The organism is Streptomyces sp. TG1A-8 (assembly GCF_030499535.1).
GTDB lineage: Bacteria > Actinomycetota > Actinomycetes > Streptomycetales > Streptomycetaceae > Streptomyces.
In genome coordinates, this window is record NZ_JASTLB010000001.1 from 6,995,532 (window position 1) to 7,018,303 (window position 22,772).

15 protein-coding genes and 8 pseudogenes are annotated in these 22,772 nt (G+C 66.0%); 13 read left to right on the forward strand and 10 right to left on the reverse strand.

Annotation, left to right across the window (positions count from 1 at the left end):
- Positions 1 to 367 precede the first annotated feature (367 nt).
- From QQY24_RS31255 to QQY24_RS31290, 8 genes and pseudogenes are all read left to right on the forward strand, one after another.
- A complete protein-coding gene (locus tag QQY24_RS31255; RefSeq protein ID WP_301976412.1) occupies positions 368 to 1,216 on the forward strand; it encodes an SDR family oxidoreductase in 849 nt (282 codons plus the stop codon).
- A 52-nt stretch (positions 1,217 to 1,268) separates the two neighbouring features.
- A complete protein-coding gene (locus QQY24_RS31260) occupies positions 1,269 to 2,933 on the forward strand; it encodes an NAD-dependent malic enzyme (RefSeq protein ID WP_301976012.1) in 1,665 nt (554 codons plus the stop codon).
- Positions 2,930 to 4,381, forward strand: a complete 1,452-nt coding sequence (gene fumC, locus QQY24_RS31265; RefSeq protein ID WP_301976013.1) for a class II fumarate hydratase — start codon at positions 2,930 to 2,932, stop codon at positions 4,379 to 4,381. Before QQY24_RS31260 ends, fumC begins: the two co-directional genes overlap by 4 nt.
- 116 nt (positions 4,382 to 4,497) lie before the next feature.
- Positions 4,498 to 5,340, forward strand: coding sequence for an alpha/beta fold hydrolase (locus tag QQY24_RS31270; RefSeq protein ID WP_301976014.1), 843 nt, complete (start codon positions 4,498 to 4,500; stop codon positions 5,338 to 5,340).
- Between the two features lie 228 nt (positions 5,341 to 5,568).
- A pseudogene (locus tag QQY24_RS31275) lies at positions 5,569 to 6,323 on the forward strand (transposase family protein).
- A 162-nt stretch (positions 6,324 to 6,485) separates the two neighbouring features.
- Complete coding sequence (locus QQY24_RS31280) at positions 6,486 to 7,040, forward strand: transposase (RefSeq protein WP_301976015.1); 555 nt, start codon at positions 6,486 to 6,488, stop codon at positions 7,038 to 7,040.
- 246 nt (positions 7,041 to 7,286) lie between these two features.
- Positions 7,287 to 7,739 carry a tautomerase family protein gene (locus tag QQY24_RS31285; protein ID WP_301976016.1) on the forward strand — a complete coding sequence of 151 codons (453 nt, stop codon included), beginning with the start codon at positions 7,287 to 7,289 and terminating at the stop codon, positions 7,737 to 7,739.
- A 119-nt stretch (positions 7,740 to 7,858) separates the two neighbouring features.
- Positions 7,859 to 8,362, forward strand: a complete 504-nt coding sequence (locus tag QQY24_RS31290; protein WP_301976413.1) for a TetR/AcrR family transcriptional regulator — start codon at positions 7,859 to 7,861, stop codon at positions 8,360 to 8,362.
- Between the two features lie 7 nt (positions 8,363 to 8,369).
- Here QQY24_RS31290 and QQY24_RS31295 read toward each other — a convergent pair.
- Positions 8,370 to 9,562 (reverse strand): IS3 family transposase gene (locus tag QQY24_RS31295; protein WP_301976017.1). Its coding sequence is split into 2 segments (ribosomal slippage): positions 8,370 to 9,292 and positions 9,292 to 9,562, totalling 1,194 coding nucleotides; the frame shifts between segments, so codons are not numbered across the junction.
- 69 nt (positions 9,563 to 9,631) lie between these two features.
- Entirely contained in the window at positions 9,632 to 9,796 is a 165-nt protein-coding gene (locus tag QQY24_RS31300; RefSeq protein WP_301976018.1) for a hypothetical protein, read from the reverse strand.
- A 74-nt stretch (positions 9,797 to 9,870) separates the two neighbouring features.
- Here QQY24_RS31300 and QQY24_RS31305 point away from each other — a divergent pair.
- Positions 9,871 to 10,591, forward strand: a pseudogene (locus tag QQY24_RS31305) (IS6 family transposase).
- Positions 10,592 to 10,762: 171 nt separating this feature from the next.
- Here the strand turns inward: QQY24_RS31305 and QQY24_RS31310 are convergent.
- A pseudogene (locus tag QQY24_RS31310) lies at positions 10,763 to 11,626 on the reverse strand (helix-turn-helix transcriptional regulator).
- Positions 11,627 to 11,740: 114 nt separating this feature from the next.
- Between QQY24_RS31310 and QQY24_RS31315 the strand changes: the two are divergent.
- Positions 11,741 to 12,439: an SDR family NAD(P)-dependent oxidoreductase gene (locus tag QQY24_RS31315; protein WP_301976019.1), complete on the forward strand. Its 699-nt coding sequence runs from the start codon at positions 11,741 to 11,743 to the stop codon at positions 12,437 to 12,439.
- Between the two features lie 160 nt (positions 12,440 to 12,599).
- Here QQY24_RS31315 and QQY24_RS31320 read toward each other — a convergent pair.
- A pseudogene (locus tag QQY24_RS31320) lies at positions 12,600 to 13,026 on the reverse strand (transposase); the annotation flags it as partial.
- Between QQY24_RS31320 and QQY24_RS31325 the strand changes: the two are divergent.
- Together QQY24_RS31325 and QQY24_RS31330 are read left to right on the forward strand one after the other, a co-directional pair.
- Positions 12,911 to 13,156, forward strand: a complete 246-nt coding sequence (locus QQY24_RS31325; RefSeq protein ID WP_301976437.1) for a hypothetical protein — start codon at positions 12,911 to 12,913, stop codon at positions 13,154 to 13,156. The pseudogene QQY24_RS31320 and the gene QQY24_RS31325 sit on opposite strands and share 116 nt — an antisense overlap.
- A 6-nt stretch (positions 13,157 to 13,162) precedes the next feature.
- Positions 13,163 to 13,812 (forward strand): annotated as a pseudogene (locus QQY24_RS31330) (IS6 family transposase).
- Positions 13,813 to 14,007: 195 nt separating this feature from the next.
- Here QQY24_RS31330 and QQY24_RS31335 read toward each other — a convergent pair.
- Together QQY24_RS31335 and QQY24_RS31340 are read right to left on the reverse strand one after the other, a co-directional pair.
- The gene (locus tag QQY24_RS31335) at positions 14,008 to 16,275 is read right to left on the reverse strand and encodes an ATP-binding SpoIIE family protein phosphatase (RefSeq protein ID WP_301976020.1); all 2,268 of its coding nucleotides are present in this window, start codon (positions 16,273 to 16,275) and stop codon (positions 14,008 to 14,010) included.
- Between the two features lie 221 nt (positions 16,276 to 16,496).
- Positions 16,497 to 17,219: pseudogene (locus QQY24_RS31340) on the reverse strand (IS6 family transposase).
- 201 nt (positions 17,220 to 17,420) lie between these two features.
- Here QQY24_RS31340 and QQY24_RS31345 point away from each other — a divergent pair.
- Positions 17,421 to 18,275: pseudogene (locus QQY24_RS31345) on the forward strand (LLM class flavin-dependent oxidoreductase).
- A 99-nt stretch (positions 18,276 to 18,374) separates the two neighbouring features.
- Here the strand turns inward: QQY24_RS31345 and QQY24_RS31350 are convergent.
- From QQY24_RS31350 to QQY24_RS34910, 4 genes and pseudogenes are all read right to left on the reverse strand, one after another.
- Positions 18,375 to 19,193: a DUF1684 domain-containing protein gene (locus QQY24_RS31350; RefSeq protein WP_301976021.1), complete on the reverse strand. Its 819-nt coding sequence runs from the start codon at positions 19,191 to 19,193 to the stop codon at positions 18,375 to 18,377.
- Positions 19,194 to 19,225: 32 nt separating this feature from the next.
- A protein-coding gene (locus QQY24_RS31355; protein ID WP_301976022.1) for an IS5 family transposase occupies positions 19,226 to 20,022 on the reverse strand; the annotation gives its coding sequence in 2 pieces (ribosomal slippage) (positions 19,226 to 19,684 and positions 19,687 to 20,022; 795 coding nt in all).
- A 495-nt stretch (positions 20,023 to 20,517) separates the two neighbouring features.
- On the reverse strand, positions 20,518 to 21,318 hold the full coding sequence (locus tag QQY24_RS31360; protein ID WP_301976023.1) for an alpha/beta fold hydrolase: 801 nt from the start codon (positions 21,316 to 21,318) through the stop codon (positions 20,518 to 20,520).
- Between the two features lie 40 nt (positions 21,319 to 21,358).
- Positions 21,359 to 22,704 (reverse strand): annotated as a pseudogene (locus QQY24_RS34910) (NADH:flavin oxidoreductase/NADH oxidase).
- Positions 22,705 to 22,772 lie beyond the last annotated feature (68 nt).

A 22,772-nucleotide genomic window follows, 5' to 3' on the forward strand; every position in this document is an offset into this window, starting at 1 on the left:
CCCAGTCTCCAAATGTCCACGATCAAGGGGAAGCTTCAGGGACGTCCACGGCCGACACTCCGACCTCCGGAACCCGGAGAGCCAGCCCCGACGGGCGGCAGGAACCTCACGAGCCATCCGATCCGGCGTCCTACGCAGACGCTACGAGCGGCCAACTCGACCGCGCTCCGCTACAGCCATACAAGTCGGAGCCTCATTAACTACCCGGCCTTGGGTCAAGGCTTGCCCCTCCGGTGGCCATGGCATCCCAACGCAGGCAAAATTGTTTTCAGCTTGTGTGACTTGCTCGGCACGCGGCCATGCCAGCTGGTTCAGTCGGAATGTGAGCGCTGCTCGGAGACCCTGGGCGGCGGTAGGGAGGTGCGTCATGCGCAAGGTTCTCATCACGGGGTGCGGTACGGGGTTTGGCCAGGAGGTTGCGATGCGGCTGGCGGAGAAGGGGTTTGACGTTATTGCGTCGGTGGAGATCTACGCACAGGTGCAGACGCTGAAGCGCCAGGCGGCCGAGCGTGGTGTGTCGCTGCAGGTGGAGAAGTTGGATGTGACATATGAGGGGGACCGTAGGAAGGCGCTGGGCTGGGGTGTCGAGATCCTGGTGAACAATGCCGGTGTGGGTGAGGGTGGCTCGACGGTGGACGTGCCGGCGTTTAATATTCGCCGACAGTTTGAGGTCAATGTGACCGGGCCGCTGCTGCTGACGCAGGGGATCGCCAAGCAGATGGCCAAGCGTGGTGCCGGTCGGATCGTGTGGGTGTCTTCTCGTGAAGGCATCAACGTCAACCCCTTCACCGGTATCTACTCGGCGTCCAAGCACGCGGTCGAGGCGATCGCAGAGTCCATGGCGGACGAGCTCCAGGAATTCGGTGTCGAAGTCGCGACGGTGAACCCGGGTCCTTTCCTGACGGGCTTCAACGACCGCATGTTCCAGACGTGGGAGAGCTGGGAGGACGAGCCGTCGGATCGTCTGTTCGACTACTCCGAGCTCGCTTTTCCGCGGGCGCAGTTCGACCCCGAGCCTGTGTACGCCACGCTGACGGCAGTTGCCGCGGGTGAGGTGGACACCTACCGCAACCTCGAGCCCAAGTCCATGATCGAGGAAACCAAGAGCCTCATCGATGCTCCCTGGGACCGCAAGGTCAGGGAAAATCTGGGCAAGCGCCCGCCGAAGCTCCAGGCGTCGTTTGACATGGAGCCGGAAACACCGGTCTCCGACTAGTCGCATCAATGCGTCAACGTGTTCATCGGCCCGGCTGCTCCGAAGGAATCACATGACCACTGACAGTGTGCTTCACGATCGACGCCGTAATCGCGGGACTGCGTTTACGTTGGAACAGCGGGCCGAGCTCGGTATCACAGGGCGGCTGCCTTCTGCTGTCGAGACCCTCGATCAGCAGGCAGCCCGTGCCTACGCGCAGCTCCAGCAGCAGCCGTCTGATCTGCAAAAGTACGTTTTCTTGAACGCAGTCCACAACCGGAACCAGGTGCTCTACTTCAAGCTCCTGACCGATCACCTCCCCGAGCTCCTCCCGGTCGTTTACGATCCGACGGTGGGCCAGGCGATCAAGCAGTGGTCAGACACCTTCCGCGACTCGCAGGCCATCTATGTCTCCATCGACAGGCCCGACGACATTGAGGCATCGTTCAAGTCCCTTGGGCTCGGGCCCGAGGACGTTGACCTGATCGTGGTCTCTGACGCGCAAGAAATCCTCGGGATCGGGGACTGGGGCGTCAACGGAACCGACATCTCGATCGGGAAGCTGGCCGTCTATACCGCCGCCGCCGGTATTGACCCCGATCGCGTCATCGCGGTGAACCTCGATGTCGGCACGGACAACGAGCAACTGCTCAACAAGCCGGACTACCTCGGCAACCGCCACGCCCGCGTGTCTGGCAAGCGCTACGACGACCTCGTGGACCGGTACCTTCAAACGGCTGCGCGACTGTTCCCGAACGCGCTCCTGCATTTTGAGGACTTCGGTCCATCGAATGCGCGGCGCATTCTTGTCAGTAACGCAGACAAGTATCGGATCTTCAACGATGACATGCAGGGCACCGGAGCGATCGTGATGTCCGCTGTCTTTTCGGGCCTGCGGATCACCGGGGGGCGGTGGGCCGACCAGCGCCTCGTGGTGTTCGGTGCGGGAACGGCCGGCACCGGCATGGCGGATCAGATCCATGCCGCCATGGTCCGCGACGGTGCGAGTCCTGAAGAGGCTGCACGCCATATCTGGCTCATCGACAAGCACGGTCTGGTCACCGACGACATGGCTGGTCTGCCGGACTACCAGCAGCCCTACGCCCGGCCACGGTCCGAAGTCTCATCCTGGGCTCAAGGAGAAATCGACCTGCTCACGACGATCAAGCAGGTCAAGCCCACCATCCTCATTGGGACGTCGACTGTCCCAGGCGCCTTCACACAGGAAGTGGTCCGGGCCCTGGCTGACGGGGTCGAGCGGCCTATTCTGCTGCCGCTCTCCAACCCGACCAGCCAGATCGAGGTCATGCCGTCCGATGCGGTGCGGTGGTCCGACGGACGTGCCCTCATCGCCTGCGGCATTCCGGTGGACCCGATCGAGTACAACGGAGTCACCTACACCATCGGACAGGCCAACAACGCCTTGCTGTACCCTGGGCTGGGGCTGGGGACCATCGTTTCGGGAGCCAAGCACGTCACCGACAACATGCTTCTTGCCGCCGCCGAAGCAGTGGCCTCGCAAGTCGATGTGGCTGCACCCGGCGCCGCCCTGCTCCCCCCTGTGGAGAACCTCCGGGCCTCCTCCGCCACCGTCGCTGTGGCCGTAGCACGCGCTGCAGAAAAAGACGGCGTGGCCACACAGTCACACGAAAACCTCATCCAGGCCGTCCAGGATGCGATGTGGCAGCCCGTCTACCCGAGCGATGACGTGATGCCGGCGGAGAAGGAGCAGTCATGAGCGACACTACCCCCGAGGTCAGGGACGTTCCGATCGGCATCGACGCGTCAGGACAGCGCGACGAATTCGACAGCATGGGTCAGGTAGCGGTCCCCGCCGACCGCTACTGGGGCGCTCAAACGCAACGTTCCTTGGTGCACTTCTCGATCGGGGACGATCGCATGCCCAAGGCGGTATATCACGCCTACGGCTACGTCAAGAAGGCTGCAGCCCTGGTCAACGGCGAAGCGGGGCGACTGCCGGAGTGGAAAGTCCAGTCGATCGCTCAGGCCGCGGAAGAGACGATCAAGGGGCTGCTCGACGACCACTTCCCGCTCTACGTGTGGCAGACCGGGTCGGGAACGCAGAGCAATATGAACGTCAACGAGGTCATCGCGAACAGGGCCTCGCAACTTCTCGGCGGAACGCTGGGAACGCAGAAGCCGGTAGCCCCCAACGACGACGTCAACATGGGGCAGTCCAGCAACGACAGCTTCCCGACCGCCATGCATATCGCCTCGGTTCAAGCCATTGACGATCAGCTGCTGCCCCAGGCGGAAAGACTCGCCAAAACCATCGAGAACAAGGCAGAGCAGTGGAAATCCGTCGTGAAGATCGGCCGTACCCATCTTGAGGACGCGGTCCCTCTCACCGTGGGCCAAGAATGGCTCGGCTACGCGGCACAGTTGCGCGCCTGCATCAGCGAGATCGAACACGCGCGAGAAGGACTACTAGAGCTGGCCCTGGGCGGAACCGCCGTCGGTACCGGCCTGAACGCGCCAAAGGGATTCAGCCGCGATGTCGCCGCTCGCATTGCACAGTTGACAGGAAAAGACTTCGTCACCGCTCCCAACAAGTTCATGGCACAAGGATCGCTGGATGGCATGGTTCGTGCTCACGCCGCACTGCGCGGCCTGGCGGTTGCCCTCATGAAGATAGCCAACGACATGAGGTGGCTTGCGTCCGGCCCGCGGACCGGACTGGCAGAACTGCTCCTGCCCCAAAACGAACCAGGCTCCTCCATCATGCCTGGGAAAGTGAACCCGACCCAGTGCGAAGCGATCGTCATGATCGCCATCCAGGTACTCGGCAACGACTCCGCAGTGGCGTTCGCCGGCAGCCAGGGCAACTTCGAGCTCAACGCCATGCGCCCCGTCATCATCAACAACTTCCTGCACTCCGCCCGCATCCTCGCCGACGGGATGGAGAAATTCCGGACCTTCTCCGTCACCGGCACCGAACTCAACCAGGACAAGATTACCCGCTACGTCAACGACAGCTTGATGCTTGTCACAGCTCTGAGTCCCCTCATCGGATACCAAAACGCAGCGCACATCGCCGAATCCGCACTCGCCAACGGTCAAACGCTCAAAGAGGCGGCGCTGGCAAGCGGGCGCGTCGATGAAAAGACGTTCGATTCCGTTGTCAATCCGCTCTCCATGGTCGGGAATGGCGTTTCCGGCGCCTGACCCGCGGGCTCTGGCGAGCATTGACTGTGGATGGTGACTTTGTCCTTTCCAACCCCGCTTAAATGACCACACGGAATAGGTAGAAAGCAATGCGAAGAAAACATAAAAGTTGACACTTGCTTGCGGTCCTGGCCACCATGGTTAGTGTCGTTTCGGGCACAGCGAGCCATGCGCAGGCTGCGAAATCGGCTGCTATCGCTCGTCCGCCGATCCGTTGCACAGCCCCAGGCCAAAGGCCGATCACGGTCGTATTGGTCCACGGTGCGTGGGCGGATAACGAAAGTTGGTCTGGCGAGCTGAGCGAGTTGCAGCGCGACGGGTGTGCGGTACGGGCCGCCGATAATCCTGTCCGGAATCTCAAAACCGACGCGGCGGCCGTCGCCAACTTCGTGCGTGCCATTCCCGGACCAGTGCTGCTCGTCGGCCACTCCTACGGCGGCTCGGTGATTACTAATGCCGCAGCGGAGGTGCACAACGTCGTCGGGCTTGTATATGTGGACGCCTTTGCGCCCGCCGTCGGCGAGTCCGCGAGCGAGCTGGGCGGAGAAACCTCGGCTGTTGCCGCCCACCCCGCCTCCCAGCTCTTTGATGAAATCCCGGGAGCACCGAAAGACGCTGGGAATATAATCCTCAAGAAGAACGCTTTCCTTCGATATTTTGCCAGCGACGTGCCGCGCCCACAAGCGCTCTCCCTGTGGGCCTCACAGACCGTGGCCTCAAGCCAGGCCCTTGGGGCCCCATCGCAATACGCAACGTGGAAGACGCTGCCGTCCTGGTATTTCATCTCCTCTGCCGACCAGATCATCACGCCGCAGTCCATGCTCGCGATGGCCCACCGCGCTCACTCGCAAATCACGCTCTTCCACGGCGGGTCGCACCTGACCCTCATCTCGCACCCAGCGGCAGTAACGGCAGTGATCGCCGAGGCGCTCTCATCTCTGCTCGCGGTCGGCAAGTGACCGTCCAGTTCGGGGAGTCTGGTGGGTCCAGAAGAAGGTCCACGACACCAGTGCCTCCGCACCTCGCCTTGGCGGCCGCTGATCTGATCGAGGCGGGGGCCAGTGAGCTCTTCCAGCGTGGCCACTGATCGGATGATGCTCGGGGAGGGGCTGGCGGCGCAACGGACGAGGCTCCCAGGCAGTTGAGGGAGGTATCTGACATCTCATCTCGGTTGCCCGGGAGCCCCGTTGATTACGTATCCTGCCGCACTGGACCTGCCGCATGCCCTCATGGAGACGGTCACGATGCTGATCGTCCTTCGTGAGGGTGACCGCCGGTGCAAGCTCCCCCGTCCGCGCGGGCGCTGGTCGCACTCGTGTACTTGCGCCAGCACACCACTTCGGCCCAGATCGCCGCCGGTTTCCGCATCAGTGTCGGCACCGCGCATGCCTATGTCCGTTCCGTCGTGAGCCTGCTGGTGCGCCGGGCTCCGGGGCTGACCCGGGCCCTGCGTGAAGTGAAGGCCAGGGCGCAATACGTGCTGGTCGACGGCACTCTCGCAGAGTGCGACCGGGTCGGTGACGGCTGCGGCGACTACCCGGGAAAGCACCGTCGGCACGGGGTGAACCTGCAGGTCATCACCGATCCGGGCGGCACTGTCGTGTGGATCTCCAAGGTGCTGCCGGGCCGCACCCACGACCTCACAGCCGCACGCAGACACCGCATCATCAGCACCTGCCAGCGGCTCGGCATCCCGGTCCTGGCTGACCTGGGCTACCTCGGCGCCGGCGGCACCTTCGCCACCGGGCAACGCCGCCGTCCCGGCAAAGACCTCAGCCCTCGCCAGAAGTCGTTGAACAAAGCCCACGCCCGCCTGCGCTACCCCGTCGAACGCGGCATGGCCCGCGTGAAAACCTGGCGGATCTTCCGCAAAGCACGTTGCAGCCCCACCTGGCTCACCACCGCAGCACGAGCCGTTCTCACTTTGGAGAGTTACCGCTGAAAATGCTCAGTGATCGCCCGCGCCGCCCCCGACCCTCCCGCCGCGCCGTGCCGCCTTCGCCGCGTCTGCGCCTGGGCCGGCCTTGCGGTCCAAGGACCCCGACTTCGTCCCAAAAGGACTCGGATCATCGGCCTCTACACCCAGCCGCCCGACGACGTGACAGTGATCTGCGTCGATGAGCTGGGGCCGGTGATCCCGCGGACCTTCCCGCCCGCCCCCGCCTGGTCGCCTGACAGCCACCGGATCAAAGCCGAGCTCGACTACAGCCGCGGACCCGAGAAGACCTGGGTCTACGGTGGCCTGCGACCCTCCGACGGCCAAACCCTCACCTTGACGGCTTCCTCCCGCAACAGCGTCTTCCACCAGCAGTTCCTGCAACAGGTCGAGGACGCCAACCCGGACGGGGAGATCTGGATCGTCACCGACAACCTGTCCTCTCACAACAGTCTTTCCACCCGGACCTGGCTCGAGGACCACCCCCGCATCCACCAAGCGTTCATCCCCGTCGGTGCATGCTGGCTGAACCTCCAGGAAGGCTGGTGGCGCACCTTCCGCAAAGCGGCCCTCGCCGGCCGCTCATTCGCTAACCCCGACGACATCGCGTACGCCACCACCCTCGCGACCAGCCAACTCAACTCCCTCGCCCGCCCCTGGATTTGGGGTAGGCCCGCACCGCCGCCCCGACGACTACGGCGCCGATATGTGCACACCGTTTGAGGCACCCAGCGCTAACGCACGCGGCGATGGCCTTGTCGACGTCGATCACCCCCGGCCGCGTCGTCGGACGGCATGGGCGCCGCAGCCCCGCAGGCCAGCATCCCCCTCGGTGAGCGTGTGGGCCAGTTCAGAGTCTAGCGTTGGGCCGACTGGTCTAATAGGGTTATGGTGGTTCCACGGCCGGGAAGCTGCCGACCGATTTCCGTAGGCGACATCGGTCGCTCAGGACAGAGAAAGAAGTCTCAAATGCCGCTCGCACGAATCGACCTCCTCGAAGGCAAGTCGGAAGAGTACAAGCGCACCATCGCCGATGTCGTCTACGACCAGATGATCATCCACCTCGGGGTTCCGGAGGACCGTTTCCAGACCATCTCCGAGCACAAGCCCGGAAACCTCATCGCCGACCCCGACTACCTGGGGATCCACCGGTCGGAAAACGTCGTGTTCATCCAGCTCGTGTTCCTCGACGTCGCCACTCCCGAACAGAAGGGAAACTTCTACAAGGGCGTCGTCGGCGAGCTGAACAAGCGCCTGCACATCCGTACGGAGGACGTCTTCTTCAACCTCCAGACGGTGCAGCCGGCCGACTGGTCGATGGGCAACGGTGAGGTCACCTACGGCAAGGGAGTCCCCGCCGACCGACTGGACCCCAACAGTGTCCCGGCTGACTTCAAGTGGCCCGACTCCATCCGCGCCTGACGCGGCGTCGGCATTCTGGCGGGCACCTGAACGGCCCGCCGGACTGCCGGACCAACAATCGACCAAGCTCCAGGATCATGACAATCGAGCCTGCATAAATCAATACCCGCCAGCGCATCATCGACGAGGCGCAGGAGATCATCATCCGCAGGGGTTACGCCGCGGTGGGAATCAGTGAACTCCTCAAACTAGCCCAAGTCCCCAAGGGCTCGTTCTACCACTGGTTCGCTTCCAAAGATGCACTCGGTGTCGCCGTTATAGAGAATTACTTCACCTGCTACCTTCGAGACATCGACGAGGTCGTAGCACAGCCGACCAGCGGTGCAGACCGGTTGTTCAAGTACTGGCAGCTTTTCTACGAGATGCAGTCCTACGAGAACTGCCTCGGGAAGTGTCTCGTCGTCAAATTCGGTGCCGAGGTTGCCGATCTGTCCGAACCGATGCGACTGACCCTGATCGACGGCACCGACAGTGTGGTGGACCGCATCGAGCGCATGATTCGGGACGGCATCGACGATGGATCACTCACCGCGGTCGGCGAGCCACGTGACACCGCTCGGACGCTCTACGAAAGCTGGATCGGTGCCAGTGTGAGCTGCCCCGAGTTTCGTAGAGTTCGGTGATCTTGTTTCAGGCGGACTGCGGGGTGGCTTGCTGTTGTCGCCACCACTCGCGTTCGTACTCGGCGGGCGGTACGTAGTCGAGGGCGGAGTGGAGCCGTTCCTCGTTGTACCAGGTGACCCATTGGAAGATCGCCCGCTCGACCTGGTCGGCGTCCCGCCACGGGCCTTGCATCTCGATCAGCTCGGCCTTGAAGGTGCCGTTCAGCGCCTCGGCCATCGCGTTGTCATACGAGTCCGCGACCGAGCCGACGGACGCGGCGGCCCCGACCTCGGCGAGCCGGTCGGTGTAGCGAATCGACACATATTGCGACCCTCTGTCGCCGTGATGGACCAGCCCGGAGTCCTTCTTGATCCGGCGTCTCCACAGCGCCATCTCCAACGCATCCAGCGGAAGTTCGGTCCGCATGCGGTTCGCGACCTGCCAGCCGACGATCATCCGGGAGAAGACGTCCAGGACGAACGCCACATACACCCAGCCCGTCCAGGTGCGGACATAAATCATGTCGGCCACCCACAGCTGGTCGGGCCGGCTCGCGGTGAAGTCGCGGTCGACCAGGTCCGGCGGCCCGGGTGCCGACGGCTCCGGCACCGTGGTGCGGTGCCGCTGACCGCGGATGACGCCCTCCAGACCCAGCTCGGCCATCAGCCGCTCGACGGTACAGCGTGCCACGAGGACGCCCTTGCGCCGCAGCGCGCGGGTGATCCGGCGGACGCCATAGGTGCCGCCAGACTCGGCATGAACCTGTTCGATCAGCGGCATAAGCTGCTCGTCACGCAGCCGACGAGCAGACTTCGGCCGCTTCTTGCGCGCGTAGTACGCCGACTCCGACAGTCCCAGCACCCGGCAGACGAACCCGACCCCGAGGCCCTTGTCCCTGAGGCGCTCGATCACCTGGTCGGCCTCGTCCGGGGACGGTCGAGTTCGGCCGCAAAAAACGCGCTCACGGCCTTCAGAATCTCGTTCGCCCGCCTCAGCTCCGCTACTTCTCTACGAAGTCGCTTCAGTTCCTCGTGCTCGGCGGTGGTCAGCCGGCCGTCGCGTTCGCCGGCGTCCGCCTCGGCCTGACGGACCCAGCCGCGCAGGGCTTCCCTGTGAATGCCCAGGTCCTTGGCGACGTGCGCGATCGGCCGGCCCGTCGTGCGGACCTCGCGGACGGCCCGCTCGCGAAGCTCGTCCGGGTACCTGCGTAGTGCTGGCACAGCTCGTGGTTCTCCTTCGGGCCAGGATCATAAGCCTGGCTTCAGGGACTCCACGAAACCGGGGTCAGCTCAGTCGGTGACTTCGACCGGCAGGGGGATGGTGGCGGGCGGCATGCCGCAGAAGATCCGGGTGGTGGGGTCGGTGAAGATGATCCGCCGACGCTTCAGGGGCCGGAGGATGTGCCGCAGGCCCTGGAGCATGTTGGCCCGCGCGGTTCCGCTGTCGGGCAGCACCTCCAGGGGCGCTGTCGCGTTGGCTGGGCGGATGGGATGGTCTTCTGGTTGATCGTGGTGGAGGGGGCTGTTCCGTGGGGGCCGTGTCGCCGTCGTGCAAGGGGCATCGGTATCCGGTCGAGGTCGTCTCCCACCGCGTGTGGCTGTATCACCGCTTCCCGCTGTCGTTGCGCGAGGTGGAGGAGCTGATGCTCGGGCGCGGGATCGTCCTCCCTACGAGACGGTGCGCCGCTGGTGCGCCAGGTTTGGGCAGCGATACGCCGATTCGCTGCGCCGCCGTCGGTCCCGGCCTGGTGACAAGTGGCACCTGGACGAGGTCTTCATCAAGAGCAATGGGGAACGGAAGTATCTGTGGCGGGCGGTCGAGCAGGGCGGCATGGTGCTGGACATCCTGGTGCAGAGCCGCCGGGACACGGCCGCGGCCAGGCGCTTCTTGCGCAGGCTGATGAAGAAGACCGGTGCGGTGCCGCGGGTGGCCGTCACCGGCAAGCTCCGCTCCTACCGAGCGCCCCACCGCGAGGTCATGCCCTGCGTCGAGCACCGGCTCCCACAAGGGCCTGAACAACCGGGCGGAGAACAGCCACCGGCCCACCCGTCGGCGCGAACGCGCGATGAAGGGCTTGACGCTCGGCCGGTGGGGCGCAGCGGTTCCTGTCCGCGTTCAGCAGCATCTCACCCCACTTCCGGCCCCACCGCCATCTGATGACCGCCACCGACTACCGCGCCGAGACGACCGTCCGCTTCGCCGTCCGGGACCAGATCACCGGCGCCGCTGACCTGCCCGCCGAGGCCTGAGCGCCGGCCCGAAACCCGACCCACGCCACATTCCGACGCGCCGTCAAAGACCCAGGTACCCAACAGCGTGACAGCGCCGTCAGGGCCACTTTTGCGAGTATGCCGACAGTCGGCATCGTGGCTCGGCGCTCGCCGCGCACATGCAGTCGGCTGATCAACGCGTGGGTCGGATCAGTTGTGCGTGGTGGCCGGTGAGCCGGCGATGGCGGTCAGTCGGAGCTTGGTCTCGTCCTCGCTGCCGGGCGCGGCGGTCATGATGACGATCTTGAGTTCGCGGTCGCCGTCGGTCAGGGTGTCGCAGTCCACCGTGACAGGTCCTACCGAGGGGTGGTCGATCGTCTTGTGGTCCTCGCGGTGCGCGGCCACCTCTCCGGTCGCTCACAGCTCGGCGAATCCGGTGTTGCCGGCGATCAGGTCGCGGATCAGAGAGGCAAGGCGCGTGTCGTGGGGGAAGCGGCCGGTGGCGCGGCGCAGGTCGGAGACGACGGCGTCGGTGGCGTGCCGGCCCGTCTCGGTCACTGGCCACAGTGCGAGGCGGGCGGGGCTTTCGGCGACCGGGAATCTGTCGCGGGCGAAGTTGCGCAGGCGCGGCGGCGAGGCGGAGGGATCGCCGAGGAGTGCGGCCCATCCGTGATTCCACCAGATCAGCTGCCAGTCCGCGGCGAAGACGGCGACCGCGACGTCCCCGAGGCGGGCGAGTACCCGCTGAACGCCGGGCGGGAGATGGTCAGGGACTGTTCCGTGCGACGGTGGGACCAGGTCGGCCAGCCGGTACAGGTGGTCTCGCTCGGCGGTGGACAGTTGCAGGGAGCGCGCCAGGGATGCCACCACGCTCGCTGAGGGTGTGGTGGCGCGTCCTTGTTCCAGGCGTACGATGTAATTGACCGACATTCCTGCGAGGTCGGCCAGTTCCTCGCGCCGCAGCCTGGCCGTGCGGCGCCCTCGTGCCGTCGGCAATCCGGCGGCCTCCGGGGGCAGCCGGTCACGCCACGTGCGGATCATCGCGCCCAGTCCGCTTCCGGGTCTTGCCGTCATGTTTCTCATTCTCGTGCGTTCATGGTCGCCGGGGCGGGCGCGAGGGTGGTACTGCTTTTCCTAACGTCGAAGTCTCCCTGGTCCATACCTCCCAGCCGCAGGAGGATCGAAGGCATGACGATTACCTTCATCACCGGAGCCAACAAGGGTCTCGGCCGCGAGACCGCCCGCCGCCTGATCGAGCACGGCCACACCGTGCTCGTCGGAGCCCGCAACCGTGAGCAGGGCGAGGAGGCCGCCGCAGCGCTCGGCGCACGCTACGTTCCCATCGACGTCAGGGACGACGCGTCCGTGGCCGCCGCGGCCGCGAACGTCGCCGAACACGAGGGCAGGATCGACGTCCTGATCAACAACGCCGGTGTGCACGGTGCCGCCGGCGATCCCAGCGACCTCACCGCCGCCGATGCCCTCGCCGTTTTCGACGTCAACGTCATCGGCGTCATCCGCACCACCACCGCGTTCCTGCCGCTGCTGCGCCGTTCGGATGACCCTATGATCGTCAACGTCAGCAGCGGCATGGGCTCCCTCGCCCTCACCCACGACCCCGACCGGCCCGAGTCGCATGTCGTCGCGCCGCTGTACACCTCCTCGAAGGCGGCGCTGACGATGCTGACCACGCAGTACGCCAAGGGACTCAAGGACATCCGCGTCAACGCCGCCGATCCCGGCTACACCGCGACCGACCTCAACGGTCACAGCGGCCCCCAGACCGTCACCGAGGGCACGGACGCGATCGTGGCCCTCGCCACCGAGGGGCCCGGCGCCGCAACCGGGCGCTTCGTCTCCCGCCATGGCGAGATCGCCTGGTCCTGAACCTGTTCGGGCTGGACCAGCCGTTCAAGGCGACCACGAAGACGTCGCAATTTTCGGGTGGGTCCGCGGCACAGATCGCACTGGGGCGCTGTCACGTTGTTGGGTGGGTAGGCGTGTGATGGTGCGTTGTGGTGTGGTGGAGCCCGGTTCCGGGTGGTGCTCAGGCCGTGGTGGAGGGGCCGGCGCCGCCGGTGATCTGCTCCCAGGTGGCGAAGCGGAGGGTCATCTCGGCCCGATGGCTGTGGGCGGTCATCAGGTGGCGGCGGGGCCGGAAGTGGGGTGAGACGCCGCTGAACGCGGACGGGAACCGCTGGGCTGCGCCCATGCTGCGGAAGCCTTTCATCGCGTGTTCGCGCTGCTTGGTGGGCGGGTGGCTGTTGTCCGCCGTGTTGTTCGGGCCCTCGTGACAGCGGTGCTCGACGGTAGGGCATGACCTCGCGGTGGGCCGCTCGGTAGGAGCGGAGCTTGTCGGTGACGGCCACCCGCGGCACCGCACCGGTCTTCTTCATCAGCCTGCGCAAGAAGCGCCTGGCCGCGGCCGTGTCCCGGCGGCTCTGCACCAGGATGTCCAGCACCATGCCGCCCTGCGTTGTCACGTTGGCTGACCGGCCTGGAATGATCTTGGAGTTGATCGTGCCGGGGAGGGTTTCGCTCGTGTCGTCCGCGCCGCCGTCGTACAAGGGTCACCGGTACCCGGTGGAGATCATCTCCCACTGAGTACGGCTGTACCACCGCTTCCCGCTCGGTTTCCGCGAGGCTGAGGAGCTGATGCTCGAGCGCGGCGTCATCGTCTCCCACGAGACGATGACGCCGCTGGTGCGCGAAGTTCGGGCAGGGCTACGTCAACGGCCTGCGCCGACGGCGGCCCCGGCCCGGCGACACATGGCACCTGGACGAGGTCTTCATCAAGACCGGCGGCGAGCGGAAGTACCTGTGGCGGGCCGTCGACGCCGGCGGCAACGTGCTCGACATCCTCGTACAGAACCGGCGGGACACCGCTGCTGCCCGCCACTTCTTCCGTAAGCTGCTCAAGAAGACGCGCACGGCGCCCGGGGTGGTCGTCACCGGCAAGCTCCGCTCCTACCGAGCGGCCCACCGCGAGGTCATGCCCTGCGTCGAGCACCGGCAGTCGAAGTACCTCAACAACCGGGCAGAGAGCAGCCACCAGCCCACCCGGCAGCGCGAACGCGCGATGAAGGGCTTGGCGCTCGGCCGGCGGGGCACAGCGGTTCCTGTCCGCGTTCAGCGGCATCTCACCGCACTTCCGGCCCCGCCGCCACCTGATGACCGCCCACAGCCATCGCGCCGAGATGACCCTCCGCTTCGCCATCCGGGAGCAGGTCACCGGCGTCGGCCGGCCCACCACGGCCTGAACACAGGCCCGGGCCGCGGGCCCACCACACCCCGACACACCATCAAACAGTCACGCACCCAACAACGTGACAACGCCCTTGGATCCGCCTTGGCGGCGGACGACAAGTAGGTGCCCCCTCCCGTGGGCCGCGCGACAGACTGATTTCACCTTGCCGGGCATCCTGCGCGGTGGGTCGGTGCATGTCTGCGCCGGCTCAGTCGACCGCCCGCCGCGTCCCCGCATGTGCGAGTGTCCGGCGGTCGTCCGCGGGCACCATAAGCTCGAACCAGACGGTTTTGCCGCGCCCGCTGGGCGAGTTGCCCCACCCGGAAGCGAGAGCAGAGACGATGAGCAGGCCCCGGCCGCCCTCGGCCTGATCCTCCGCCCGGGGCAAGGTCACGGGCTCGGCCGGACGGGGGTCGCTGTCGCGTACCTCTACCCGCAGACAGGTCTCGTACCGCCGGACGTACACATTTACGTCACTGTCGCCATGGACGAGGGCGTTGGTGACCACTTCTGAGGCCAGGAGTTCCGCGGTGTCCGCCAGTTCGGGCAGTTCCCAGGCGACCAGCCATTTCCGCAGCTGCTCTCGCGTGCGATGGACGCCTTGGAGGTCGCGACGCTGGATGACGTACTCGCGTACATTCGCCTGCGCCCTTTCGCGGGCGCCCTCGTAGCGCAGAAGCAGCATCGCTGCATCGTCACCGCGGGAGCGCAGTCCCACGGCGGTGGCGACGATCCGGTCGGCCAAGGTCTCCAGCTCCCCCTCCGACATCCCGACGGCGGAGCCCAACGCGTGGGCAAATTCGTCGTCGGAGCCAGCAAGCCCGTCGGTATAGAGGGCGATCAGGGTGCCGGGGGTGAGGGGAACGTCCGTGACGCGGTAGTCCGGATTCTCCTGCACTCCGAGCGGGACGCCGATCTCGGCCTCTGCCGACAGCGCATGGCCGTCCGCCGTACGGATGAAGGGCGGAAGGCTTCCCGCGGTTGCAACGCGCATCTTGTCCGCGGCGGGGTCGAACAGAACACAACAGCACGTAGCGAACAGGTCGGTCTCCAGCTCAAGGAGCAACCGATTGGTCCGCTTCAGTACTGTCACGGGATCATGTCCCTCCGTGGCATAGGCCCGCACCGCACTGTGCAACTGGCCCATTACCACGGCCGCCGTCGTGTTGTGGCCCTGAACGTCGCCGATGACCGCAACCACGCTGCCGTCGGCAAGACCGATCAGGTCGTACCAGTCGCCGCCGAGATCAGCTCCGGCCACAGCCGGAACGTACCTGCTGGTGGCGACAACACCAGGCGGTTGGGGCAACATACGCGGCAGAAGAGCCTGCTGCAGCTTCTCGGCAAGGGCGTACTGTGCGTCGTACAACTGTGTGCGTTCAAAACTCTGGCCCAGGAGAGTGGACAGAGCCGTGAGCACCGCATGGGTGGTCTTGACGTCCGGGCTGTCGGCACTGAGCCCGAGGGAGCAGACGCCCACGACGCGATCGCTGGCGGTCAGCGGCAGCACCACCCACGTACAGTCACGGTCACCGTGTTCGGTCGATTGCGTTTCGAGCAATCTGCCGCGCGTCGCCTCGCTCGTCCCCGGATAGACAAGTCGGCGCCGCTGGGAGATCGCATCCGTTTCCGGCGTATCCCTGCTCAGGGGCAAGCCGTCGAGTGTACGGAGGTACTCGCGCGAGCAGCCTGACGCCCCTGCGAGATGCAGCCGGTCCCCTTCGATGAGGCTGATGGAAATCGCCCTCGCCCGGAAAGCGGGCGCAATGCGTTCAAGGGCCAGGGTCGTGGCTTCCCTGGTATGCCTCGTTGAGGTCAGAAGAAGAGTGAGCTTGTGCAGGTGGTAAACGAGGGGAGCGGTCCGCGGTGCGATCGGGTACTGGGCTGAGCCGTCCGTCCCGCTCTCCGGCGGTTCGGCGGACACGACGAGGGGCAGCGGTGCCGGAGCCATAGAGACACCGTTGGCTGCAAGTGCATCCAGTCGGCGGGAAAGCAGGTCCGCCGTGCGCAGCAGGTAGGCCCTGTCCTCTTCAGGAAGGGCACGAAAGGGCTCGGGCCAAAAGGCGGTGAGAGTACCGAACCGGCGCATACCGGAAGCCAGGGGCGCGGCCGAGACCGTGGACGGGAACGACACCGAGACGGCCAATGAGATCGCGAACTCCGGGTGCTTGCCCTGAATGTCGATCGAGTGGCGTGTAGTTACTTCCCCCGACCGGTAGGCGGCTGCGGAGGCGTAAGCGTCGTCGGCCACCGCCAAGCTCTCCAGAGAGGCTACGCCCAGCGGCGATACGGCCATTACGGCAGCGTTCAGTGTGGACGTCGCCTCAGCGTACAGATAGATCGCGACCGAAGACGCGCTCAGGTCATGCAGGCACTGCCGGACACACTCGACCAGCGCCTCGTCCCGCTCCGCCACGCCGGGCCCGGGTTGGTGGAGCAGCACGCGCTCGGGCTCGAAAGGATCTGTGAAGTTCATAGATCACCGAACCGCGGAGCCGGTGCCGACGCGGTATCCACCTTTCTCCTTCACGCCATCGTAACGCGGTCGGCGCGTCCCGGCGCTGTATGGGAGGACTCGAGTGAAAGTCAGGGGATCATCCCCCATGCGAACGGTCCCAAGGGCGTTGTGACGTTGTTGGGTGTGTGGCTGCCTGGCGGTGCGTGGGGGCGTGGTGGGTTGGGGAGCCGGGCCTGTGGTCAGGCGGTGGCGGCAAGGCCGGCGGTGCCGGTGATCTGGTCTAAGATCGTGAAGCGGGTGCTCGTCTCGGCGCGGTGGGTGGTGGCGGTCATCAGGTGTCGGCGGGGGCGGAAGTGGGGCGGGATGCCGCTGAACGCGGACAGCAACCGCTGGGCTGCGCCCCTGGAGCGGAAAGCCTTTCATCGCGCGTTCGCGCTGCCTGGTGGGCTGGTGGCTGTTGTCCGCCGTGTTGTTCGGGCCCTTGTGACAGCGGTGCTCGACGGTAGGGCATGACCTCGCGGTGGGCCGCTCGGCAGGAGCGGAGCTTGCCGGTGACCAGAACCCGCGGCACTGCACCGGTCTTCTTCAGCGGGCGGCGGAAGAACCGCCTGGCCGCGGTCTTGTCCCGGCGGTTGTGCACGAGGATGTCCAAGATCGTTGCCGTTTTGGTCGACGGCCCGCCACCGGTACTTCTGCTCACCGTTGACCTGGATGAAGACTTCGTCCAGGTGTCACTTGTCCCCGGGCCGAGGCTGTCGGCGGCGCAGCGCGCCTGCGCAGGCCTGCCCGAACTTCGCGCACCGGCGGCGGACCGTTTCGCAGGAGACGACGACCCCGCGCCCGGGCATCAGCTCCTCCACCCCGCGCAACGACAGCGGGAAGCGGTGGTACAGCCACCCACAGGGGGAGACGACCTCCACCGGGTACCGCTGACCCTGGTACGACAACGACGCGCCCCCCACGGACCACCCTTCCCAGACTGATCAACCCGAAGATCACCCCACCGGTCAGCCAACGTGACAGCGCCCTGCACCGTGCCGCCGCGCTGGGACAGCGGCACAGGTGTGCGGCGCTCCAAGATGTCGGGGTTACCCAGTACCGGTTTGGAAGGGAATCACAGGTCCGATGACACACTCGCCATCTCTCACTCCCGCTTCGGGATCATGACCGCTCCCGCGCAGGTCGAATACCACGACCTCCTGCGGATCTGGCGCGAGGCCGACGCCATCCCGGAGATCGAGCACGCGTGGTTGTTCGATCACCTGATGCCGATCGGCGGCGATCCGAAAGGCCCCGCATACGAAGGGTGGACGCTGCTCTCGGCCCTCGCCGCACAGACCCGGCGACTCCGTCTGGGTGTACTGGTGACCAGCAAACGCATCCGGCCGCCCGCCGTACTCGCCAAGATCGCCGCTACCGTGGACGTCATCTCCGGCGGACGCCTCGACTTCGGTATCGGTGTCGGCTCACGCCCTAGCCACCCCGTGGCGCGGCGCGAGTACGAAGCCCACGGTCTTCCCTTCCACGAAACAGCCCACGCCCTGGCCAGCCTCGCCGAGGCATGTACGGTGATCCGGCGGCTGTGGACCGAGACCGAACGGTTCGACTTCCACGGCACCTACATCCAGCTGACCGGTGCATTTGGCAACCCGAAACCCGTTCAACGCCCTCACCCACCCATTCTGATCGTCGGGCGCGCGTCCTCGACGCTGCGCGTGGTCGCCGAACACGCCGATCTCTGGAACATCCCCGGCGACGACATCGACGACGCTGTCCAGCACAACGCGCTGCTGGACCGCTACTGCACCGACATTGGGCGCAACCCCTCCTCGATCACGCGCTCCATCCTGCTCCCGGTCTCCTACGACGCCCCCCGACGTAACCCGGGGCACGATCCGCAGGGCGACCGACGCCGGCTTCCGGCACATCGTCCTAGCCTAGCAGCGCCCTACCCCGACAACGTCGCACGGTGGGTCACCGAGGAACTCATCAACGCCTACGCCTCGGCCCCTCAATGACTTTCGGCCGGTCCTTCGCCGCCGGCTAGCCACATCCGAGCATCGACAACCGACGACAATGGCGCGGATTCGGGCGCCGGGCCAACGACCGATAAGGGGTCAGGGCTGCCCTCCCCGCTCCAGGGGAATCCTCTCGCCCGCCTCGATTGCGATGGGCAGCCGATTCTCCGAGGGCGGCAGCGGGCAGGTCGCCAGATCGGTGTAGGCGCACGGCAGGTTCCCTGCGCGGTTGAAGTCGAGGTTCACCCGCCCCTCCGTGTCCGGGGCCTCGATCTGCAGGGAACGGTTTGCCGCGTACGTCGTCACGCCCGAGGTCCGGTCGGTGAACAGGACCATCAGGCTTCTGGGGGTCTTGCCGTTGAACGCGGTGAGCCGGTGAACCGCACCGTCGAACTCGAACTCGACCTGGCCGGGCGAGACGTACACGTGCTCCAGCCCTTCCACCGTGGCACCGACCGTCACCGGGCGCGGTTCTGCGAAGGGGAGGAAGCGGCCCTCACGCACCCAGCGCGGGTCAGGAGTATATGCAGGGGTGTACCTGAACGCCGTACGCAGGGCGTTGCTGGGATGACGGGGACGCAGTATGTCATGGCCGCCGCGCTTGGCGATCTCTATCCGGGCTTCGCCGACGCCGGCGAATTGGCTGTCCCGCTCGGCGATCACTCCGAAGTCGTGCCGACCGTACACTGTCTCACCGTCGACAGTCAGTTGCTCGTGCTCGGCAAGTTCGACCACTACTCCCCGTGCGGTGCTCGACCAGGCTCCAGGGGCGTCCTCGAACCGAGTCGGCTCTTCGCTGAGCCAGTGCAGGCTCGTGATCGCGAGAAAGCCGTGGGGACTAGCGAGGTTTCGATCCTTTCGCTCATGCCACTGCTTCCATGCTTCGGTGAAGCTCTGCTGGTCGACACCCTGGGGCATGTGGACTCCTCCTACAGGACTTAGAGGTCATCTCATTTGGTGAGTCGGCGATAGCGGATGAGGGTGCAGGCGATGCTGGTGAAGGCCAGGAGATGCTCCGCCTTGCGCTCGTGGCGGCGGTGCAGGCGACGGCATCCGGCGAGCCGGGCCATGGTCCACTCGATCACCCAGCGGTGACGGCCCAGCCGCTTGGAGGACTCGATGCCCTTGCGGGCGATGCGGTGCCGGACGCCGCGCTCGCGCAGCCGTTTCCGCGGATGAGCGTAGTCGTATCCTTTGTCGCCGTGGAGCTTGGCGGGCTTGCGCCGACGTGGGCCGCGGCGGGAGCGGATGGGCGGGATACCGCGCACGAGTGGCTCCGGGGCCTGGCTGTCGTGCAGGTTGGCCCCGGAAATCCCGACGGGCAGGTGCAGTCCGGTCCGCTCGGTGATCAAGTGGATCTTCGACTCCTCCTTGCCCCGGTCCACAGGATTCGGACCCGTCGGGTCCCCCCTTTCCGGGCCCGCATGTTCACCGCACCGATCGCGCACCGCGACCGGTCCAGCTCGCCCCGCGAGCCGGGCTCGTCCAGCACCAGCCGGTGCAGCTTCGCCCACACCCGAGCCTTCGACCACTCCGTGAACCGGCGGTGGGCCGTCGCACCGGACGGTCCGGACACCGGCGGGACCTGCGACCACGTACAACCCGATGTCGCCACGAAGATGATCGCGGCCAGCACCTCACGGTCGCCGTACCGGCGCCGGCCACCACCCTGCGGGCGTGACGGTACCTCCGGCACCGCCCGCTGGAACAGTTCCCACAACCCGTCCGGGACCAGATGCTCAACCATCGGCACCCCTCCAGGTTACTGCTGGCTCCAAATGAGATGACCTCTTAGAGGGAGCGGGCAGTGAGGGAGTCGAGGCGTCGGTGACTGTAGGCAGCTTCACGGCGCTTGGCTGCAGGCCGAGATAGAGGTTCGGTCCGCTGCCGTGCTGGGGACGGCCGATCCGGCCGCCGAGGTGCTGTGAGTGGTGTACGGCACCGTCGTCCCTCAGTCGGGCCCGCAGGATGGGAGCATCCTCTCGGGCACCGTGGCTCGCCACGGTGCCCGGCATCACCACTGACGCGGAAAGCCCGGCGGGGACTCCGTCCTGACCGCAGACTGCCAGATGGTGACCACGTTGGGCGTCAGCGCCTGTACCAACCTCAAAATCCCGCACCGTCAACGCTGCGGACGATCCACGATGGTGTCGAACACCGCTCGGTCACCGCATGACTCATCCGGCCGTTCATGACGACGCGCTCGAACAACGCATCGAGCGGCAGCTACGTGCGGCTCGACCTAGGCGGATGCCAGATCGGTCAGAAGCTTTGCGGTGTCTTCGGGCGACTCGACATGGAAGTGGTGAGTTCCCAGGTCGACTGGCACGATACGGATGCGGTCACCGTAGCGGTCAGTGGCTTCCTGAGTAAGGATCGAGCGAACCGCGAACACTGTGATCGGCTGCTTGACCTCGTTCAGCGCGGCGTCCATGTCCCAGCGCACCAGGCCTTCGATCGCCCGCACTCCCGCGGGCTGCCGCACGGCCACCATCTTCTCGAAGTAGGCGTCCTTCAGCGCCGGGTCGGTGTCTTCGAGCGATCCGCCCTCGACCAGGCCCCGCACCGCTGTGGCGAAGTCGTCATTGAAGGCCTGCACGACCGCGTTGACCGTCTGCTCGTCCTGTGCGGGGAACAAGGCGAGGTAGTGCAGGGAGTCGAGCGCGACCACGTGCGAAACGACGTCGGGGAGTATCCGGGCGACTTCGACGGCCACGGCTCCGCCGAGAGAGTGCCCGACCACCACGCAGTTGTCGACCGACTCGGCTTCCAGTACGGCCTTGACGTCGTGGGCGAACTCCTCCATCGTCCAGACATCTCGCGTGGAGCGGGACTCGCCGTGCTCGGCGAGATCGATTGCGAGGATGCGGTAGTCCGCGGGGAGGAAGCCGGCGATCTCGTCGAAGTCGGTGCGGTTACAGCCCCAGCCGTGGATGAAGGCCAAGACCGGACCCGTGGCCGGGCCGCTGATGGTGTAGCGAATCGTCGTGTCGTTCGTGCGCTGAACCTCGCGGTCAGCGGAAGTCCTGTCCGTCACAGTCATTCCAGTCTTCTTGTCGTGTTCTCAGGCGGCAGATCGGACGTTACAACGCCCGGTGGTACTGAGTCGGCCAAGCCGTCGGGTCGCTGGAGCGGTTGCGCAGGGCGAAATACGGGTCGCGCAGCAGGGCGCGCCCCAGCAGCACAGCGTCCACATGTCCACTGGCCAGGACCTTGCCGGCCAGTGACAGGTCGGCAATCTGTCCGACCGGGGCGACCGCGAGCCCTGATGCCTTCTTGAGAGTGTTCGCGAACTCGACATTGACCCCTTCCCGCTCCGGCGGGCGGGCTGCCAGGTCCCGCACCAGCACTCCGGATGTGACGTCGAGGAGGTCGATGCCCACGGCCGCGAGTTCCTTGGCGAACGTCGTCGCCTCGTCGATGGTGATGCCACCCTCAACCCAGTCCGTGGCGGTGATGCGGACGAAGACGGGCTTCTGGTCCGGGAAGGCTTCGCGGACGGCGCTGGCTACGCGCAGCGGCAGCCGCATGCGGTTCTGCAGGCTCCCCCGTACTCATCCGTCCGGTGATTGGCCAGAGGGGAGAGGAACTGGTGCAGAAGGTATCCATGTGCTGCGTGGATCTCGACCACCTCGTACCCTGCGAGATGGGACATCCTGGCCGCCTGGGCGAAGGCTTCGACGACCTCGTCCATGTCGGCTTCTGTGGCTTCCCGGGGCACGCTCAGGTCACCGAACGGAGAAGCTGACGGTGCGATAAGGTCCCAGCCGCCGTCGGCCACGCTCACCGGGCCGTTCTGCCCCTCGCCCTCCCAAGGAACCTGGTGGGATCCCTTCCTGCCCGCAGCCAGCAGTTGGACCGCCGGAACCGCGCCACGTTCGGCTATGAACGTCGTCAGGCGCCGGTGCGCTGCAGCTTGGTCCTCGTTCCAGATGCCGAGATCCGCAGAGGTGGTCCGGTGCAGCGGACCGACGGCGTTGGACTCCACCATCACCAGGCCGACCCCGCCGACCGCACGCGCGCCGTAGTGCACGAGGTGCCAGTCGGTCGGCTTACCGTCGGTGCCCGCGGCGTACTGCGCCATGGGGGACATCCACAGCCGGTTGGGGATCATGACTCCACGTAGCCGCAGCGGGGTCGATTCCGGGCTCCCGAACTCTGTGCTGGACACAACTGGACTCGCTTTCTCGCAGCGTACGTATGGCCGGTAGTGCGGACGGTTGACATGCAGCGTACCGCACCGCGATACTCCGTGCCAACCCGCGGCCCGGTGTCGAGAGAGGGGCACCACGCGAGCCGGACGTGGATCCGTTGTGACGCAGGCGGCCGATATGACGCGATCAACCGCCGCAATAGGGGTCCGACGCTGCGCCGAAGGTGTGTTTACAAGCGCCTCACCCGCAACAGCGCCCTCCTCTCCCGTCGGCATTGTCACAGGCACCGTCTGGTCCACCTCGCCGCTGCGTATACCTGAAACCGACCGCGTCCTGGCTTGAC

Bases quoted from the DNA above. Each gene is read 5' to 3' on its own strand.
- QQY24_RS31255 (WP_301976412.1), top strand. From the start codon at position 368: ATGCGCAAGGTTCTCATCACGGGGTGCGGTACGGGGTTTGGCCAGGAG.
- QQY24_RS31260 (WP_301976012.1), top strand. From the start codon at position 1,269: ATGACCACTGACAGTGTGCTTCACGATCGACGCCGTAATCGCGGGACT.
- fumC (WP_301976013.1), top strand. From the start codon at position 2,930: ATGAGCGACACTACCCCCGAGGTCAGGGACGTTCCGATCGGCATCGAC.
- QQY24_RS31285 (WP_301976016.1), top strand. From the start codon at position 7,287: ATGCCGCTCGCACGAATCGACCTCCTCGAAGGCAAGTCGGAAGAGTAC.
- QQY24_RS31315 (WP_301976019.1), top strand. From the start codon at position 11,741: ATGACGATTACCTTCATCACCGGAGCCAACAAGGGTCTCGGCCGCGAG.
- QQY24_RS31335 (WP_301976020.1), bottom strand. From the start codon at position 16,275: ATGAACTTCACAGATCCTTTCGAGCCCGAGCGCGTGCTGCTCCACCAA.
- QQY24_RS31350 (WP_301976021.1), bottom strand. From the start codon at position 19,193: ATGCCCCAGGGTGTCGACCAGCAGAGCTTCACCGAAGCATGGAAGCAG.
- QQY24_RS31360 (WP_301976023.1), bottom strand. From the start codon at position 21,318: ATGACTGTGACGGACAGGACTTCCGCTGACCGCGAGGTTCAGCGCACG.